General features: G+C 60.5%; 17 protein-coding genes. 12 read left to right on the forward strand and 5 right to left on the reverse strand.

The annotated features are described in order from the left end of the window. Nucleotides 1–185: 185 nt before the first annotated feature. Complete coding sequence (locus tag AKV04_RS01185; protein WP_082351476.1) at nucleotides 186–1,256, reverse strand: RluA family pseudouridine synthase; 1,071 nt, start codon at nucleotides 1,254–1,256, stop codon at nucleotides 186–188. Between AKV04_RS01185 and AKV04_RS01190 the strand changes: the two genes are divergently transcribed. The 9 genes from AKV04_RS01190 (at nucleotide 1,255) to AKV04_RS01230 (ending at nucleotide 11,576) form a co-directional block, all read left to right on the forward strand. Next, nucleotides 1,255–1,572, forward strand: a complete 318-nt coding sequence (locus tag AKV04_RS01190) for a DUF6476 family protein (protein ID WP_054004646.1) — start codon at nucleotides 1,255–1,257, stop codon at nucleotides 1,570–1,572. The genes AKV04_RS01185 and AKV04_RS01190 overlap by 2 nt on opposite strands. A gap of 196 nt (nucleotides 1,573–1,768) precedes the next feature. Next, the gene (locus AKV04_RS01195; RefSeq protein ID WP_162232813.1) at nucleotides 1,769–3,394 is read left to right on the forward strand and encodes a response regulator; all 1,626 of its coding nucleotides are present in this window, start codon (nucleotides 1,769–1,771) and stop codon (nucleotides 3,392–3,394) included. A 114-nt stretch (nucleotides 3,395–3,508) separates the two neighbouring features. Further along, nucleotides 3,509–4,942, forward strand: a complete 1,434-nt coding sequence (locus tag AKV04_RS01200; protein ID WP_054004648.1) for an amidase — start codon at nucleotides 3,509–3,511, stop codon at nucleotides 4,940–4,942. 180 nt (nucleotides 4,943–5,122) lie between these two features. Beyond that, nucleotides 5,123–6,190, forward strand: coding sequence for an ABC transporter ATP-binding protein (locus AKV04_RS01205; protein WP_054004725.1), 1,068 nt, complete (start codon nucleotides 5,123–5,125; stop codon nucleotides 6,188–6,190). Next, nucleotides 6,191–7,102 (forward strand): ABC transporter permease, encoded by a 912-nt coding sequence (locus tag AKV04_RS01210; RefSeq protein ID WP_054004649.1) that lies wholly within the window; start codon nucleotides 6,191–6,193, stop codon nucleotides 7,100–7,102. Next, nucleotides 7,092–7,895 (forward strand): ABC transporter permease, encoded by an 804-nt coding sequence (locus tag AKV04_RS01215; protein WP_054004650.1) that lies wholly within the window; start codon nucleotides 7,092–7,094, stop codon nucleotides 7,893–7,895. The genes AKV04_RS01210 and AKV04_RS01215 overlap by 11 nt, the downstream gene beginning before the upstream one ends. Nucleotides 7,896–7,920: 25 nt before the next feature. Continuing rightward, nucleotides 7,921–8,946, forward strand: a complete 1,026-nt coding sequence (locus AKV04_RS01220) for an extracellular solute-binding protein (protein ID WP_054004651.1) — start codon at nucleotides 7,921–7,923, stop codon at nucleotides 8,944–8,946. A 28-nt stretch (nucleotides 8,947–8,974) separates the two neighbouring features. Then, a complete protein-coding gene (locus AKV04_RS01225) occupies nucleotides 8,975–10,018 on the forward strand; it encodes an extracellular solute-binding protein (RefSeq protein WP_054004652.1) in 1,044 nt (347 codons plus the stop codon). 148 nt (nucleotides 10,019–10,166) lie between these two features. Beyond that, entirely contained in the window at nucleotides 10,167–11,576 is a 1,410-nt protein-coding gene (locus AKV04_RS01230; protein WP_054004726.1) for an amidase, read from the forward strand. Here the strand turns inward: AKV04_RS01230 and AKV04_RS01235 are convergent. The 3 genes from AKV04_RS01235 to AKV04_RS01245 all read right to left on the reverse strand — a co-directional run bounded on the left by AKV04_RS01235 (nucleotide 11,571) and on the right by AKV04_RS01245 (nucleotide 14,611). Then, the gene (locus tag AKV04_RS01235; protein WP_054004653.1) at nucleotides 11,571–12,536 is read right to left on the reverse strand and encodes a Stealth CR1 domain-containing protein; all 966 of its coding nucleotides are present in this window, start codon (nucleotides 12,534–12,536) and stop codon (nucleotides 11,571–11,573) included. The genes AKV04_RS01230 and AKV04_RS01235 overlap by 6 nt on opposite strands. Further along, nucleotides 12,533–13,426, reverse strand: coding sequence for a glycosyltransferase family 2 protein (locus tag AKV04_RS01240; RefSeq protein ID WP_054004654.1), 894 nt, complete (start codon nucleotides 13,424–13,426; stop codon nucleotides 12,533–12,535). The genes AKV04_RS01235 and AKV04_RS01240 overlap by 4 nt, the downstream gene beginning before the upstream one ends. An 87-nt stretch (nucleotides 13,427–13,513) precedes the next feature. Continuing rightward, nucleotides 13,514–14,611 (reverse strand): acetoin utilization protein AcuC, encoded by a 1,098-nt coding sequence (locus AKV04_RS01245; RefSeq protein ID WP_054004655.1) that lies wholly within the window; start codon nucleotides 14,609–14,611, stop codon nucleotides 13,514–13,516. Nucleotides 14,612–14,778: 167 nt separating this feature from the next. Here AKV04_RS01245 and AKV04_RS01250 point away from each other — a divergent pair, with 167 nt between their 5' ends. The 3 genes from AKV04_RS01250 to AKV04_RS01260 are packed head-to-tail and all read left to right on the forward strand — an operon-like array spanning nucleotide 14,779 to nucleotide 16,403. Continuing rightward, entirely contained in the window at nucleotides 14,779–15,279 is a 501-nt protein-coding gene (locus tag AKV04_RS01250) for an NUDIX hydrolase (RefSeq protein WP_235815498.1), read from the forward strand. Nucleotides 15,280–15,330: 51 nt separating this feature from the next. Further along, nucleotides 15,331–15,765 (forward strand): DUF1178 family protein, encoded by a 435-nt coding sequence (locus tag AKV04_RS01255; RefSeq protein ID WP_054004656.1) that lies wholly within the window; start codon nucleotides 15,331–15,333, stop codon nucleotides 15,763–15,765. Beyond that, entirely contained in the window at nucleotides 15,765–16,403 is a 639-nt protein-coding gene (locus AKV04_RS01260; protein ID WP_054004657.1) for an SDR family NAD(P)-dependent oxidoreductase, read from the forward strand. Before AKV04_RS01255 ends, AKV04_RS01260 begins: the two co-directional genes overlap by 1 nt. 83 nt (nucleotides 16,404–16,486) lie before the next feature. Here AKV04_RS01260 and AKV04_RS01265 read toward each other — a convergent pair whose 3' ends face one another. Further along, nucleotides 16,487–16,810 carry a 2Fe-2S iron-sulfur cluster-binding protein gene (locus tag AKV04_RS01265; RefSeq protein WP_054004658.1) on the reverse strand — a complete coding sequence of 108 codons (324 nt, stop codon included), beginning with the start codon at nucleotides 16,808–16,810 and terminating at the stop codon, nucleotides 16,487–16,489. Nucleotides 16,811–16,836: the final 26 nt, after the last annotated feature.

Here is a 16,836-nt window from a genome sequence, read left to right on the forward strand (position 1 = left end):
TTCTTTAACGAAAGATGGTTCCATTTCCGTCGCAGGGGAAGGTTTGTAACATTCCGGTCACGGGAATGTTAGATCAGATGCACTTTGGTCATCCTCTGTGCTCAAATATCCCCGCCGGAGGCATACTCGGCACGCGAAGGAAGCCTCCGGCGGGGATATTTGAGCCAATGTGAACGGATCAGAGTTCAGACTTGCCCTTTGCGGAGCGCCGCCAGCAGCCCCTCTAGATCATCAGGCAAGGGCGAGGTGAATTCCAGCATCTCGCCTGTCACCGGATGCGCGAAGCCCAAAGTCGCCGCGTGCAGGGCTTGGCGGGGGAAGCTGTTGCCCATTTCCGCGACCTCGGCCCCGAACAGTTTGGGCGAGACTTTTTTCTTGCCGCCATAGGTCTGATCGCCCACCAAACCATGGCCCGCATAGGCCATATGCACGCGGATCTGATGGGTGCGCCCAGTTTCCAGCCAGCACTCCATCAGCGCAGCCCCGCCCTTAAAATCCTCCATCACCCGTGCGCGGGTCACCGCATGGCGACCCGAGTTCCATACCACGGCTTGGCGTTGGCGGTCGGTTTTATGACGCTCCAGATGGGTGGCGATTTTCAGGATGCCACCGGCCTCGAACGTGATGCCCTTCAGGCCGCGGATGCGCGGATCATAGGCCGAGGGCACCCCATTCACCACCGCCAGATAACGGCGGTTCACCGTATGGGCCTCAAACTGCGCCGCCAGACCATGATGCGCGCGGTCGGATTTGGCGACCACCAGCAGGCCCGTGGTGTCTTTGTCGATGCGATGCACGATGCCGGGGCGACGCTCGCCACCGATGCCCGACAGCGTGTCGCCACAATGATGCAGCAGCGCGTTGACCAAGGTGCCCGAAGGCGTGCCGGGTGCCGGATGCACCACCATGCCCGCGGGCTTGTCGATCACGATCAGATCGCCATCCTCCCAGATCACCGACAGCGGAATATCTTCCGGCAAGGTCGCCACATCCACCGCAGGCGCAAGGATCAGCGTATAGACCTCGCCCTCTTTTACCTTGGTCTTGGGGTTGGTCACTGCCACGCCATTCCGCAAAACATCGCCTTCGTCGATCATCTTCATCAAACGCGAGCGGGATAGGGCAGCTTCCTCTGGCACCGCCGCCGCAAGCGCCTTATCAAGACGAGGGGCCGCGTCTTCGCCAATCACGATGATCAGACGGTTGCCCGCCACATCGCCATCCACAGCGTCTTCGTCTTCATAAGGGCTCGCCATGTCTGACACTCCGATCGAGCCGGGCTTGCCGCCCTCGCTCCGCTTGTTGAAAGTTCTGGTGATCGTGCTGATGATCACCATGATTGGCGGTGTCATAACCGTGGTCGGCCTGCTTGTCACCCGTATGCCGAACGCAAACAGCCTGAGCCCTGCCCTGCCGGCAAGCTTGCAAATGCCCGCCGGGGCCACGGCGCAGGCGATCACCATGGCCCCCGGTTGGATCGGCGTTGTCACCACCGACAACCGCATCCTGATTTTCACGCCGCAAGGCACGTTGCAGCAAGAGATCGCCGTAGCGCCAATTCCCACGCCATAAACCATGCTTTGTCTTGACCAGATACAGTCCGTGATCTTTGCTGAACCAGACCGAGTTTGAGGATGCCCGCGCGATGAAGATGTTGCGGTTTTTAATGCCGGGCCCCGATGCAGCTGCGCAAATCAGCACTCAATTACAGATGCTTACGGCGGTCGAACCCACACGTCTGCTTAGTACCTCAATAGCGTTTGCGCTGATGGCACTGTTTCTGCCGCCGTGGCTGGTGCTGGCGGCGCTGGGGGCGGATATGGCGCTAGAGGGGCTGAACCTTCAACTGATGCGCGCGCTTGATCCAAGCAGCCAGCCGCGCCGCTATCTCGCCGCCGTGACCACTGTGTTTCTGACCGAGACATTTTACGTTTTGGGTTGCGTGTTGATCTGGCAGCAAGATACCGAATTTGCCAAAGCGGCGGCTGCGGGCCTGCTCAGCATGACGTTGTTTCAACTCAGCACGGTGCGCGCGATTCATATGCCCTTCGGCATCGCAGGTTTGACTGCGGCAACCCTCACCGCCCTCATTGGTAACGGATTTTACTGGCTGGAGAAACAGGATTGGCTGGGCTTTGCCGTCTCTTCGATAGCTCTGCTTGCTGCAATTTATTATGGCTTGGGGGCGATGCGCTCCAATCATGCGCTGCATGTGGAAATCAGCAGTCGCGGCATCAGGGCGGATGCCGCCAACCGCGCCAAGGGCCGGTTTCTGGCGCAGATGAGCCACGAATTGCGCACGCCGCTCAACGCCATTGTTGGTATGGGCGAGGCGGAACTGCTGCACACGCCCAGTCCTGCCACGCAGGCGCGGATGCACACTCTGGTCAGCTCAGCGCTGGATCTGGCGGCGATCCTTGATGACATTTTGCAAATGGCTGCGATTGAGGAAAATCAACTGCCGCTCCGCCCCGTCACCGCCAGACCGAAAGAGGTGATCGAGGCAACGGTGGCGCTGTTCCAGCCGGTCTTTGCCAAAGCCGGACTTTGGCTGCGGCTAGAGTTTACCGCCCCTCGCCTGCCCGATGGCCGCCTTACCCCTGATCTGCCAGAGACCGCCGAGTTTGATCCGCAGCGCTTGCGGCAATGCCTGTCAAACCTTTTGTCGAATGCGTTGAAGTTCACCGAAACCGGCGGTGCGACGTTGCGGGTCTGCTACCGCGCACAACTTTTGCCCCACGCGAGCCAAGCCATTGCTGGTCAGTTGCAGATTGATGTTTCGGACACTGGCAAGGGCATTCCCGCGCATGAACGCGACCTCGTGTTTCAACCCTTCCAACGTGGTGCGGGCGCGCATAGCGGCACCGGCCTAGGGCTGGCGATCAGTCGCAGCATCGCCCAGCAAATGCAGGGCGATCTGGTGCATTTGCCCAGCCAGATCGGCGCACTGTTCCGGCTCAGCGTGATGATCCGCCCGGTCACGACTCCCACGCAGCTGTCTGCGTATGCGGCCAATCTGTCTGGGCATCGAATTTTAGTGGTGGATGACATCGCCACCAACCGCTTGGTTGCCGCGACCTATCTGCGCGGGATGGCGGTCAACGTCGATGAGGTTGCAAGCGGTGCCGCAGCCCTGCAAGCCATCGCAACACAGCGCCCAGATCTGGTGCTGCTGGATCTGCACATGCCCGGTCTGTCCGGGATCGAGACTTTGGCCGCCATCCGCGCCTTGCCGGGGCCGCATTTGCCGGTGGTGGCGATGACGGCGGATGCCTCCGCCTTCGACTGCGCGCTCTATCTCTCTGCAGGCTTGGACGGCTATCTGACCAAACCGCTGACCATGGAGGCGCTGCGGCTCGGCCTTGCCAAACACCTGACAAGCCCAAACATCTGACAAGCGTAGCGCGCTTGCCATAGCCGTCGGCTGTTTGCGACATCGCTGGTCATACCGGACGGGACGCAACCGCTTTGTCGGCATCAACTGCGCCAAACAAGTAGGAGAATCGACATGATGGGTGATCTGGGCGCACGCGACGCCACCGAATTGGCGGGGATGGTGGCATCGGGGCAGGTCACGCCGACCGAATTGCTCGAGGCGGCGCTGGCGGCGGTCGAGGCCCGCAACCCCGCGATCAACGCCGTGGTGCTGGTGCAGGAAGCCGCCGCCCGTCGCGCAATTGCCGAAGGCCTGCCGCGCGGGCCGTTCCGGGGCGTGCCGTTCCTGCTGAAAGACCTCGGCTGCGAGGCGGTGGATTTTCCCGGCCACAACGGCTCTCGCCTGCTGGCTAACACCACCTACGCCCGCGATTCCGCAATATGGCAGCGTATCCGCGCCACCGGCGTGGTGAACTTTGGCCGCACCACCAGTCCTGAAGGTGGCGTTGGCACCGTCACCGAAGCCGCCGTCTATGGCGGCCCTACCCGCAACCCGTGGAATTTGGATCATACGTCGGGCGGTTCGTCAGGCGGCGCAGGCGCTGCAGTGGCGGCGGGGATCGTGGCGTTTGCGCATGGCTCGGATGGCGGCGGCTCGGTGCGGATCCCGGCCTCGAGCTGCGGTTTGTTCGGCTTCAAATCCACCCGCGCCCGGCTGCCCGATGGCCCCTATTCCGGCGAAGGCTGGGCTGGCATGGCGATTGATGGCTTTCTGACCCGCTCGGTGCGCGATACCGCAATCATGCTGGACGCCTGCGAAGGCCCTGACCTTGGCGCGCCCTATGTCGCCCCACCGCTTGCCCACGGCCATGCCGCCGCCGTCAGCCGCCCGCCGCGCCGCCTGCGCATCGCACTCTGCGACACCACCTTCACAGGCGAGGCGATTGATCCAGAAGTGGCGCAAGCTGTACGCGACACCGCGAAACTGCTGGAAAGCCTCGGCCATCATGTTGAACCCGGTCGCCCCAGCGCCGATGTCGAGATGATGATGCGGGCTTGGACCGATATTGTCGGTGTCGGCACCGCTTTGTCGATCCAGAAGGCGCTGAACGGGCGTGATCTGACGCCCGATCTGGTCGAAGGTATCGGTCGTTCCGCCTGCGCCTATGCCGCCACCCTGCCCCCCACCCGCTATCTGGAGGCCGTCGGCGAGATTCACAGCTTCGGCCGCCAGATGGCCTCATACTTTGCCAGTGGCCCCGACATTCTACTGTCCGCCACCCTTGCCGAGCCGCCCGCCCGCGTCGGCCGCTATCATCACAACCGCGACGACTATGTGAATTACCGCGTAGGCCCCGGCGGCATCTTCTCCTATTCGCCGTTTTGCGCGGTGTTCAACGCCAGCGGTCAGCCTGCGGCTTCACTGCCTTTGGCACAGTCGGCCAGCGGTTTGCCAATCGGCATCCACCTCGCGGCTTCCTACGGCAATGATGAAGAACTAATCGCACTCTGTGCCGAAATCGAATCTGCCGCACCTTGGACAGCCCGCCGCGCGGCAATGGCTTAAGCCGCGCCTAAGCGTTGCCAAGCCTAAGCCTTTGCGCGCGTTATCATCCTGCCGTGCGCTTAGGCAGTTGCACAACCTAAGCGGCAACTGCCTAGTCTTTCGGCACCTCGAGCGAAGTTTATGTTGCGCCCGCGCGTCCCGGCTGCACAATATGATCAAAACCAACGGGAGCGAGTCACCTTGAGCCAAACCAACGCCGTCGAGGCCCGCAATGCCGTCAAAGCCTTCGGAGAAGGCGATAACTCCGTCCGCGCACTGAACGATGTGTCTGTCGAAATCCGCAAGGGTGAGTTTTTCACCCTGCTCGGGCCGTCCGGCTGCGGCAAAACCACCCTTCTGCGCCTGATCGCCGGGTTTGAGATGCCGACCTCCGGCACCATCCTGCTCGATGGCCAAGACATCACCTACCTGCCTCCAAACAAGCGCCCGGTGAACACGGTGTTTCAAAGCTACGCTTTGTTCCCGCATCTAACCGTGGCGCAGAACGTCGGCTTCGGTCTGCAAATGCAGGGCCGCCCCGCCGCCGAGGTGAAAGAAACCACGGCGCGGATGCTGGCTTTGGTCAAACTAGAGTCGATGGCCAACCGCAAAACCAGCCAGCTTTCCGGCGGCCAGCAACAGCGCGTTGCCCTCGCCCGCGCGCTGGCACCGCAGCCGAAAGTGCTGCTGCTGGACGAACCCCTGTCGGCGCTTGACCTTAAACTGCGCAAGGAAATGCAGATTGAGTTAAAGCGGCTGCAAACCGAGACCGGCATCACCTTTGTGTTTGTGACGCATGATCAGGAAGAAGCCCTGACAATGTCCGACCGAGTCGGCGTGATGTCGGCGGGCAAATTGCAGCAGGTCGGCGCGCCGAAAGACATCTATACCCGCCCGGTCAACCGCTTTGTCGCAAGCTTCATCGGTGAGACCAACTTCCTCAGCGCCACCGCGGAACCCGGTGCAGCACGTCTGGCCACCGGTGCTGTGGTCGAGATGCCGGGGCTTGCCCGCTCTGGCCCGGTCACCGTAACCGTCCGCCCTGAACAAGTCCGGCTTGTCGATGCGTCCGAACCCGGAGCCATCGCCGCCACCGTCAAAACCCTCGTCTATTTTGGCACCGACACCCATTGCTACCTTGCGCTGCAAGACGGATCAGAGTTGGTCGCCCGCCTGCAAAGCCCAGCCACCGGTGAGGTTGGCTTGCAACAGGGCCAACAGGTCGGTGTGCGCTTTACCCCCGGTGCCGCCCAGATCGTGGAGGATTGAATGAGCGCCGCTGAAAAAGCCCAAGCCGCGCAATCCACCCGCAATGGCTGGCTGCTCTCAACCCCGGCGCTGGTGATCCTGACGCTGTTCGCAGTGGGCCCCTTGATGATCGTGGCGGTGTATTCCTTCCTCGCCCCCGGCCAATACGGCAATGTCGAATGGCAGTTCTCGTTGGACGGCTGGCGCGGCATCCTGTGGACCAAGGACATCTTTGACGACACTTACGGGCTGGCCGATGCCAATGTGACGATCTTCTGGCGCTCGATCAGACTGTCGGTGCTGACCACACTGCTGACCTTCGCGGTGGGCTTTCCAACGGCTTGGTTCATCGCCACCCGTCCCGCCAAATCGCGGGCTTTGTGGTTATTTCTGATCACCATTCCGTTTTGGACCAACCTGTTGATCCGCACCTATGCGATCAATGAGGTGATCCGCAATGAAGGCCTGCTGAACACTCTGCTGCTGAAACTCGGCGTGATCTCGGCGCCGATCCAGCTGCTGTACACCGATACCGCCGTGTTCATAGGCATGGCCTATGTCTATCTGCCGCTGATGGTGCTGCCCTTGTTCGCGGCCATCGACCGCTTTGACATGAAACTGCTGGAAGCAGCCTATGACCTTTACGCCAGCCGGATGCAGGTGCTGCGCCGGGTGATCTTGCCGATTGTGAAACCGGGGATCATCGCGGGCTCGATTCTGGTGTTCGTGCCATCTTTGGGCGCTTACGTAACTCCCCGCGTACTCGGCGGTGGCAAGCAGATGATGATCGGCAACTTTATTGATTTGCAATTCGGTCAGGGCCGCAACTGGCCACTGGGTGCTGCGCTGTCCCTGACGTTGCTGGTGATCGTGACAGCCGCCCTGCTGATCTATGTGAAATACGCAAACCGGGATACCGCTCATGGCCACTAAAACCTTCTCAGTCGCCAAACTGCCCGGCTTCACCACCACCGCCGTGCTGGTGTTCATAGCGCTTTACCTGCCAATCTTCACGCTGGTGGCCTATTCCTTCAACGCCAGCCAATCGGTTGCGGTCTGGGGCGGGTTTTCCTTGGATTGGTATGCCAAGGCCTGGAACAATGATCAGGTCAAGGACGCCACCATGCGCTCTTTGATCATCGCGGTTTCTGCCGCCGTGATGTCCACCGCCGTCGCCACGATGGCGGCTTTGGGCACCACCCGGCGCAAGGCCTTCAAGGGCCAAACCTTCATCTATGTGATGATCAACCAGCCGCTGATGGTGCCGGAAATCGTCACCGCTGTTTCCCTGCTGATCTTTTTCGGCATGATCAAGCAGGCGACGGGTATTCAAGGCATTGGCTATGTGATCTTCGCCCATGCCGCCTTCTGCATCCCCTTCGCCTATCTGCCGATCCGCGCCCGGCTTGAGGGCATGGATCTGACGCTGGAAACCGCAGCCGCCGACCTTTACGCCTCGCCTTGGCAGATCTTCCGCCATGTCACCCTGCCCCTGCTGCTGCCCGGCGTGATTGCCGGTGCGATGCTCGCCTTCGTGATCAGCCTTGATGATGTGGTGATCACCGAATTCGTCAAATCCGGCGGCCAAGATACCCTGCCGACCTACATGCTTGGCCAAATGCGCCGTCAGCTGACCCCTGAAATCAACGCGATTTCCTCGATGCTGCTGGCGCTGACCGTCGTGCTGCTGACCGCGTTCTTCTTGCTAACCCGCAAAAACGATTGACCCCAACCATCGGAGCCTCCCCCGTATGAAAAAGTCCGCTCTTGCCCTCACTTTGCTGCTGACCACCGCGCTGCCGGCCCTCGCAGAAGGCCAGTTGAACCTGTTCAACTGGGGTGATTACACCTCGCCGGAACTGCTGGAAAAGTTTGAAAAAGAGACCGGTATCAAGGTCACCGTCACCGATTACGACAGCAATGACACAGCACTTGCGAAAGTCTCGGCAGGTGGCAGCGGTTTTGACCTTGTGGTCCCCTCGGCGCATTTCGTGCAGATTTATGTCGAAAAAGGCCTGATCCAAAAGCTTGACCTGACCCGCCTGCCGCACCACGGCAACATCGCGCCGGAATGGATGGATGTGGAATGGGACAAGGGCCGCAACTATACGATTCCGTGGCAATGGGGCACCACCGGGATTTCGGTCGATACCTCGGTTTACAAGGGCGATCCCAACACCTCAGAGCTGTTCCTGAACCCGCCAGATGAGCTGAAGGGCAAGATCAACGTCGTGCCAGAGATGAACGAAGTCGTCGGCCTCGCGGTGATGTGGGCGGGTGGCAAACCCTGCACCGAGGACGTCGCCGTGCTGAAAAAGGCGCATGACGCGCTGATGAACGGCAAGCAATACTGGACCTCGATGGATTACGGCACCACCGAACATATGGCCAATGGCGATTGGGCGGCATCGGTGAACTGGTCGGGTGAAACCTTCCGCTCGCGACTGAAAAACCCCAATGTGGTCTACGGTTATCCGAAAGAAGGCTACCCTTTGTGGATGGACTCGGTGGCACTTTTGACGGACGCTCAGAATGTCGATGAGGCCTATAAATTCCTCGACTTCATCAGCCTGCCGGAAAATGCCGCCCTGATCTCGGCCTTCGCGCGCTACCCCAATGGCATCACCGGCTCGCAAGAGTTCATGCCCGCAGACATGGCAACCGCGCCCGAGGTCAATATCCCGGCCGAGTTCAAAGCGGCGGGGCATTTCATGCCAGCCTGCTCTGGCAAGGCGCTGGAATACATGACGGCGATCTGGACCGATTTGCAGAAATAACACGAGACTGAAACCAAGGGAGACGACAATGACAAAAACAAGCGTGGCGAAAAAACTTTTCTCAGCCACCCTTCTGTTGCTCGCCAGCACCTCGCTGGCCTCGGCTGAAGGCACATTGCAACTATTCAACTGGGGCGATTACACCAGCCCCGAACTGCTGGCGAAGTTTGAAAAAGAAACCGGCATCAAGGTGACGGTCACCGATTACGACAGCAACGACACTGCACTGGCCAAGATTGAGGCCGGCGCTTCGGGCTTCGATCTGGTGGTGCCTTCGGCCAACTATGTGCCTATTTTCGCCGAAAAGGGCCTGATCCAAGAGCTTGATCTGACCAAGATACCGCATCACAGCAATATCGCGCCGGAATGGATGGACGTGCCTTACGATCCGGGCCGCAAATTCACCATTCCGTGGCAGTGGGGCACCACCGGCATGGCGGTGAACCAGAAAGCCTATTCCGGCGATGTGAACACCAGCGCGATCTTCCTGGATCCGCCGCCCGAACTGATCGGCAAGGTCAACGTGACGCCCGAGATGAACGACGTGCTGGCGCTGGCGACGATGTATATGGGCGGCGAGCCCTGTTCTGAAGACGCTGAGCTGATGAAAAAGGTCCGCGACAAGCTGCTGGAGGCCAAGCCGAAATGGGGCTCGATGGACTATGGCATGACCGAGAAAATGTCAAGCAATGACGTGATGGCGTCGGAATACTGGAACGGCGCGATCTTCCGCGTGCGTCTGGCTAACCCGGACGTGAAATATGGTTACCCGAAAGAGGGCTATATCAAGTGGATGGATCAGGTGGCGCTGCTGACAGACGCAAAGAACGTCGAGGAGGCCTATAAGTTCCTTGATTTCATCAGCTTGCCGGAAAATGCCGCGCTGATTTCCAGCTATGCCCGCTATGCCAACGGCATAACAGGGTCTGAGGCTTTCATGCCAGAAGACATGAAAACCGCACCGGAAATCTTGATCCCAGCCGAGTTCCAGGCGGCGGGGCATTTCCTGCCCGCCTGCACCGGCAAGGCACAAGACTATATCACTGCAATTTGGACCGAACTTCAGAAGTAACCCGCGTGATCTGAGAGTGATGCGGGGGTGCACAACCCCCGCATTCCTATTTCAAGCGCTTGCGCGCAAGAATGGAGAGGGCTTTCCGCCCCCTCCAAACCTCCCCCCGCATATCGCCTTGGGGTAGTTGAGCCAGAGGATGACCAAATTGGCATTGCATGAGTTGTCAGCCTCCGAGCTGTCGCGGATGATCGCTGCCCGCAAGGTGGCCCCCTCTGAAGTGATGGCAGCACACCTCGACCAAATCGCAGCGGTTAATCCTGAGGTGAACGCGGTGATTTCGCTGCGGGACCGCGATGAATTGCTGGCTGAGGCAAAGCGCGCCGATGATGCCATGCCCGCAGGCTGGCTGCACGGCCTGCCGCTGGCGGTGAAAGATCTCTGCGCCACCAAGGGCTTGCGCACCACCTATGGCTCACCGCTGTTTGCCGATTTCATCCCGGCAAAGGACGATCTACTAGCCGCCCGGATGCGCAGCGCGGGCGCGATCTTCATCGGTAAAACCAACACGCCGGAATGGGGCCATGGCAGCCACTCCTTCAACCCGGTGCATGGCGTCACCCGAAATCCCTATGACCTGGCCGTCACGGCTGGCGGTTCTTCGGGCGGTGCTGCCGCAGCACTGGCCGCGCGGATGGTGCCAGTGGCGGATGGCTCGGACATGATGGGATCTTTGCGTAACCCGGCGGCGTTCTGCAATGTCTACGGTTTCCGCCCGACGTGGGGTCTCGTGCCCGGAGACGCCGAGGGCGACACGCATCTGGCCACATTGGCCACCGAAGGCCCGATGGCGCGCACGGTTGAAGACGTGGCAAATCTGCTGACGGTGCAGGCCGGGGTTAACCCGGAAGTGCCGTTTGGCCGTGAGGGCATGGATTTCGCGCGCCATCTTACCACCGACCTGAAAGGCAAACGCATCGCTTGGGCGGGCGATTGGGGTGGTGCCTATCAGTTCGAGCCGGGGATTTTAGAGCTGTGTGAGACGGCTTTGAAGGTGTTCACCGAACAGGGTGCCAAGGTGGAAGCCATCGCCGCCCCATTCCCGGCTGAGAAGCTGTGGCAGGCGTGGACCACCCTGCGCGCCATGCTGAACGCAGGCGGCATGAAGCCACTATACGACGATCCCGCCAAGCGCCTGCAACTGAAACCCGAAACCATCTGGGAAATCGAACAGGGCCGCGGCCTGACTGCCCAAGCGGTGTATGAAGCCAGCACGATCCGCAGCCGCTACTACGCCCATATGGCCCGCCTGTTCAGCAAATATGACGCCGTTATTCTGCCGACCGCGCAAGTCTGGCCGTTCCCGGTCGAGGGACGCTGGCCGCAAAGCATCAATGGCGTCGCGATGGACACCTATCACCGCTGGATGGAGGTGGTGATCCCGGTCAGCCTGATCGGCTTGCCCGCGCTGAACGTGCCGGTCGGGTTTGGCGCCAATGGCCTGCCGATGGGGATGACGATTGCGGGTCCCGTTGGCGCGGATGCCAAGATCCTCGCGATGGGCCAAGCCTATCATCTGGCCACCGATTGGCCCGACAAGCGTCCGCCTGAGCTATAGAATCCGACCCCGTAGGAAGCCCAGAATATCCGCCTGCACCTGCGGCGATGCCTGATCCAGACTGTTGACGCAGATGAACAAAGCATCCTGCCGCGCCTCTGCTTCGGCGATCTTCTCGCGCACGCGCTGCGGTTTGTCGACATCAGCGCGGAAATAGACGGTGTTATCGGAAGCGGCAATCGTGGCCGTTCTCGCTGCGAGTTCCAGATGATTGGCCAAACTCGCCGGGTTAAACTGGCTGCCATGCCGGAAGCGCGGCACCATATTCGCCTCAATCACACCCGGATGTGCCGCCTCAAACCCCTGGAAGGTCGAGCGACGCAAGGGATGCGGAGTGTGGCCGATGCTGAAAAACCGCAAACCCCACCCGACCAGCCGCGCCGCGCGCAACTGTTGCAGCTTAAATCCCACCGGCTGCCAATTCTTGCCCCTGCCTTTCAGCCGCCCCACCGCCAGCTGCAGCCATGGCACCAAACCATAGGCCCGCGTCATCCAATGGCCGCGCAGCACAGGCCCGATTTCGGTAAAGAAATCCGCAGGCTGCACCGCGCGGATCAAGAAGAAATCATCGTTCAGGTAGATATACCGTTCCGCCAGATCGGGGATGCGATAGAGCGCCGTCTCAATCGTGCGGCCCGAGAAGATCGGCAACAAAGCCTCATGCCCGCGATAGATCACCTTATGGTCAACGATCTTGATCCGTTCCCGCATCACCGGGTCAGCCCACAATTCTTGCACCACGCGCGGCACTTGCCCGTCGGTGACGATATGAATTTGGCGCAGCCACGGCGCAAACTTCAGCAAAGCGCTCAGACTAAACCGGATTTCATCGCGGCTCGCAAAACGCGTCGCCTCCACGCCCGCCGCTCCAAACCCCGGATCATAGGCGCGGCGCTTGGCGACATGGGCGGGGTCTTCGCCATCGACCCATGTCAGCACTGCATCAATCGGCTGGCTCACAGCACCGCCCTCAGCCGCTCCGGAATAATCACCACCGGAGGCCCCGGCAGTTTCGCGGGCTTATTCCACGCCAAAGGCCTGCGCACCCAAGTCATCCGCCGCCGGGCACTGTCAAACAAAGGCTCGCCCTCCACCGGAGTCGCCGCCTCGACCATGCGAAACAGCACCTCACGCCGCTGCATATGCGGGCCCCAACCCGCCGCGATCAGGTTCGGATCATTCGCCCGCCCCATCGCGGTCTCATAATCAATCATACCGAAATGGAACATGAACAGGTCCGGATGAATGTGGAAATTCCGCCGCTTCACCCGATGCAGACCCGCGCCCCATGTCACGGGCTTGAACGCCAACACCGGCTTGGTATAGGCGTTTGAGACCACCGCCACCCGCCTTTGCGCCAGAAACGGCTGCGCAGGGTCAATCGCAGGCTCGGATTTCAAATCCTGCACCACATCCAAGCCCAAGCCGGAAAGCGTCGAGGTCCGCGCCTGATGGCCCTGAATGAACGCGTTCAAACTGGCGTGCCGCGCCGGGTCAGCCACCAGAAACTCATCGACATCTGTGGCGATCACCGCATCGTAATCATAGCGCCACAGCGTGCGCGCAAGATCGGAAATCGCGCGCGAACGGTTATGCTCCATCACCACCCGCCGCATCGGAGTGTTGCTGATTTCTGCCGCCCAATCGCGGTGGCGCAGGTGCAGAAAGTTCACGCCCTCAAAGCCTTGCGGGATTGTCTCATCCAAGCCGTCGATGATCACAAACAGCGATTGCCGCCCGAAATTGCCGCCGTAATAGTCGATCCATTTGCGCAGAAAGATCCGGTCATTGCGCACCGTGGTGATGCAGGCGACCTTCACGCGCGGGGCTGGCACAACATTTTCTGACACGGGTTTCTCCAGCTTGAGGTAGGCTCGGCTTTACCGCAAGGCTGCACAAACCGCAACTTGACCCGCCCCAGCGGCGCGAAACCCAGCCTAGGCCCGCGCCAAAACCGCCACCCGCGCGCGCAACTCATCTCTGATCGGCCCTTCGCGCGGCGCGTCCCGCAAAGTGGTCAGCAGCGCGGGCGCAGGCAAAGGCCGCCCCCCGCCGCCCCAATTTAAAGCCCGCAACACCGCCTGCGCCGCCTCGGGCAACCGATCTGGCACCTCTTGCCCAGACAACTCCGCCCACAGCAAAGTCCAGCACCGCCCCACCGACCACGGATTATAGCCGCCGCCGCCCAGCAACATCAGCCGAGGCGCCAGTCCCTTGATCGCCCGAAGCGCCTCGACATAGGCATTGTTCGACAAAGCCAGCCGCGACAACGGATCCTCCAGCAACGCATCCGCACCCGCCTGCAGCACGATCACCTGCGGCGCAAACCATTGCAAACGTGGTAAAATCATCTCCTGCAAAACCATGCGCGCCTCGCTGTCGTTATACTGCGCAGGCACCGGCAGATTGACGCAATTTCCCGCTGCCACCCCCAAGGCCCCGGTAAATGGCCAACGCGCGTCCTCATGCACCGAGATCAGCAGCACCTCGGGCACGCCCGCAAAGGCAAATTCAACCCCATCGCAATGATGCGCGTCCAGATCAACATAAGCCACCCGCAACCCCATCCGGCGCAACGCCACAATCGCCAGCACGGGATCATTCAGATAGCAAAAGCCATTGGCGCGGTCGGGCAGCCCATGATGCGTGCCGCCGCCCGGCACATGTACGGCACCGCCCCCCGCCAATAATTTCGACGCCAGCAACACCCCACCTGCGCCCGTCGCCGGACGGCGGTAAATCTGCGGAAAGATCGGATTGGACAGAGTGCCAAGGTGATGCCGCGCCATTGCCGCCGCGTCGATCTCCCCCGCCTCTGCCGCCTGCAAGGCCGCGATATATTCCGCCGTGTGAAACGCCAAAAGCGCCGCAGGTTTGGCGCGCGGGCTGGTCCGATAGCAGCCCTCCAGCCAGCCCAAAGCCCGCGCCAGATCCATCACAGTGGACACCCTCGGCACTCGCAAGGGATGCGCGCCACCATAGCTGGACCCGCGATAAATCTCTGATCCGATGAACACTGCAGCAGTCACTGCCATTCCCGCCTTTTTGACTGCCGTTACTGAATTGTAACGCTTTTGTAACAGGTTTTGACTGAGGAAGCCCTTGCAATGCTATGCAAATCTTAAACAATATGCGATAGATGCTCTTGAATGCGGCTCTGAAGAACCGCAACTTTATAACGTACGAGTGAAGGCCGATGCAGATGAACCAAACCCTTGCCATAACGCCTCTGGACGAGGTCATACCGTCGCCGTTGCAATATGGCGCGATTTGCTGGCGGATGCACCGTGGCAAGGTAGAGGTGCTGTTGATCAGCAGCCGCGACACCGGCCGCTGGGTTGTCCCCAAGGGCTGGCCGATGGACAAACGTTCCCCGGCTGAGGCTGCGCAGCAAGAGGCGTGGGAAGAAGCCGGGGTGCTCGGTGAGATTGCCGAGACCACGATCGGTCAGTTCAACTACGTCAAATTGCTGTCCCCCAACCGCAGTTGCGAATGTGTCGTGCAGGTGTTTGCGTTGCGCGTCTCCGAAATGGTCGACAAATTTCCCGAGCGCAAAGAGCGTCGCCGCAAGTGGTTTGCCGCCGAAAAAGCCGCCCGCAGGGTGAATGAGCCGCAACTGCGTCGGTTGCTGATGGGCCTCAGCGCCAATTTCTCTGTCGAACCGCCAGAGCTTATGGTCGAGCAAGCGCTTGCAACGGCTTGAAAAGCGGCGCAGCCTGCTTAGGTAAAGACCCTCTCCCGTTTTGGCCAAGGCATGATCCACTATTCCCTTCGTTGCAGCAATGCCCACAGTTTTGACAGCTGGTTTCAGTCTGCTGGGGCCTATGAAAGCTTGCTTGGTGCGGGGCGGATCAGTTGCCCAATCTGCGGCGATAGCGCGGTCGAGAAAACCCTGATGGCCCCCGCCGTGCGCCCTGCCCGCAAAGCAGGCGAGGCTCCGGCCAAACCCAAACTCAGCGAACCCGCAACCGAACTGGAAGCCGCCATGGCCGAGTTGCGCCGTCAGGTTGAGGCCAACTCGGAATATGTCGGGCTGAACTTCGCCGCTGAAGCCCGCCGCATGCATGACGGCGATATCGACCAGCGCGCGATTTATGGTGAGGCCAAACCCGCCGAGGCCCGCGCTTTGATCGAAGACGGCGTGCCCGTGGCCCCCTTGCCCTTCATGCCGCCCCGAAAGGCCAACTGATGACCACCCTGATCACCGGAGCAACCCGAGGCATCGGTCGCGCCCTGATGCAGCACTATCAAGCGACCGGTGCGGTGGTGATCGGCACCGCCCGCACGCCTGCGCCGGGGCTGACAACGCTGGATGTGACCGACCCCGCAGGCCAGCGCGCCTTGGGACAAAGCATTGAGACGCTTGATCTTTTGATCTGCAATGCCGGGGTCTACCCTGATCGCGGCCAAAGGCTGGACGACGGCTTTGCACCCGAACTTTGGGCCGAGGGGTTTAACACCAATGTCGTCGGCGTGTTTCTAACCATCCAATCCCTGCTGCCCGCCTTGCGGCGCGCAAGCGGCAAAATCGCAATCATCTCGTCGCAAATGGCCTCGGACACCACGGCCCCCGGTGGCAGTTATATCTATCGTGCGTCAAAAGCCGCAGCGCTGAACCTTGGCCGCAACCTTGCCAGTGATCTGAAATCGCAAGGCATCGCGGTGGGCATCTATCACCCCGGCTGGGTGCAGACCGATATGGGTGGTGCGAGCGCCGATATCACCGAAGCCCAATCCGCACTAGGCCTCGCCGCCCGGTTTGCCGCCCTATCGCTGGCGACAACCGGATGTTTTGAGACTTGGGACGGTCGGGCGCATCCGTTCTGAGCAGAAGACGAAATTCATAGAAAGACGAATTTCATTGGGGGCTAGCCCCCAAACCCCCAGAGTATTTTGAAAAGAGCAAATGCTCAGATCTGCTTCTGCGGCATTTGCACGCGCAAACCGTCCAGCGCATCACTGACCTTGATCTGGCAGGTCAGACGCGACGTTACCGGATCGGGATTCCATGCGAAATCCAGCATATCCTCTTCCATCGCATCCTTCTTCGGCAGTTTGTCCACCCAAGCCGGATCGATATAAACATGGCAGGTCGAACAAGCGCAGGCCCCGCCGCAATCGGCTTCGATGCCCGGAATGCCGTTGTCACGCGCACCTTCCATCACCGTCAGGCCGTTCGAGACATTGACCACATGTTCCTTGCCACCAAATTCGACGTAAACGATTTTCGCCATGCTGCTTTCCCTGTTTCTCGTGCCCA

It is taken from the genome of Cypionkella psychrotolerans, assembly GCF_001294535.1.
In the GTDB taxonomy this organism is placed as follows: Bacteria; Pseudomonadota; Alphaproteobacteria; order Rhodobacterales; family Rhodobacteraceae; genus Cypionkella; species Cypionkella psychrotolerans.

What these genes read in the sequence shown, in the direction of transcription:
- AKV04_RS01260 (WP_054004657.1), top strand. Translation starts at nt 15,765, where the DNA reads ATGACCACCCTGATCACCGGAGCAACCCGAGGCATCGGTCGCGCCCTG.
- AKV04_RS01195 (WP_162232813.1), top strand. Translation starts at nt 1,769, where the DNA reads ATGGCACTGTTTCTGCCGCCGTGGCTGGTGCTGGCGGCGCTGGGGGCG.
- AKV04_RS01210 (WP_054004649.1), top strand. Translation starts at nt 6,191, where the DNA reads ATGAGCGCCGCTGAAAAAGCCCAAGCCGCGCAATCCACCCGCAATGGC.
- AKV04_RS01220 (WP_054004651.1), top strand. Translation starts at nt 7,921, where the DNA reads ATGAAAAAGTCCGCTCTTGCCCTCACTTTGCTGCTGACCACCGCGCTG.
- AKV04_RS01265 (WP_054004658.1), bottom strand. Translation starts at nt 16,810, where the DNA reads ATGGCGAAAATCGTTTACGTCGAATTTGGTGGCAAGGAACATGTGGTC.
- AKV04_RS01255 (WP_054004656.1), top strand. Translation starts at nt 15,331, where the DNA reads ATGATCCACTATTCCCTTCGTTGCAGCAATGCCCACAGTTTTGACAGC.
- AKV04_RS01200 (WP_054004648.1), top strand. Translation starts at nt 3,509, where the DNA reads ATGATGGGTGATCTGGGCGCACGCGACGCCACCGAATTGGCGGGGATG.
- AKV04_RS01225 (WP_054004652.1), top strand. Translation starts at nt 8,975, where the DNA reads ATGACAAAAACAAGCGTGGCGAAAAAACTTTTCTCAGCCACCCTTCTG.
- AKV04_RS01185 (WP_082351476.1), bottom strand. Translation starts at nt 1,256, where the DNA reads ATGGCGAGCCCTTATGAAGACGAAGACGCTGTGGATGGCGATGTGGCG.
- AKV04_RS01190 (WP_054004646.1), top strand. Translation starts at nt 1,255, where the DNA reads ATGTCTGACACTCCGATCGAGCCGGGCTTGCCGCCCTCGCTCCGCTTG.
- AKV04_RS01245 (WP_054004655.1), bottom strand. Translation starts at nt 14,611, where the DNA reads ATGGCAGTGACTGCTGCAGTGTTCATCGGATCAGAGATTTATCGCGGG.
- AKV04_RS01250 (WP_235815498.1), top strand. Translation starts at nt 14,779, where the DNA reads ATGAACCAAACCCTTGCCATAACGCCTCTGGACGAGGTCATACCGTCG.
- AKV04_RS01215 (WP_054004650.1), top strand. Translation starts at nt 7,092, where the DNA reads ATGGCCACTAAAACCTTCTCAGTCGCCAAACTGCCCGGCTTCACCACC.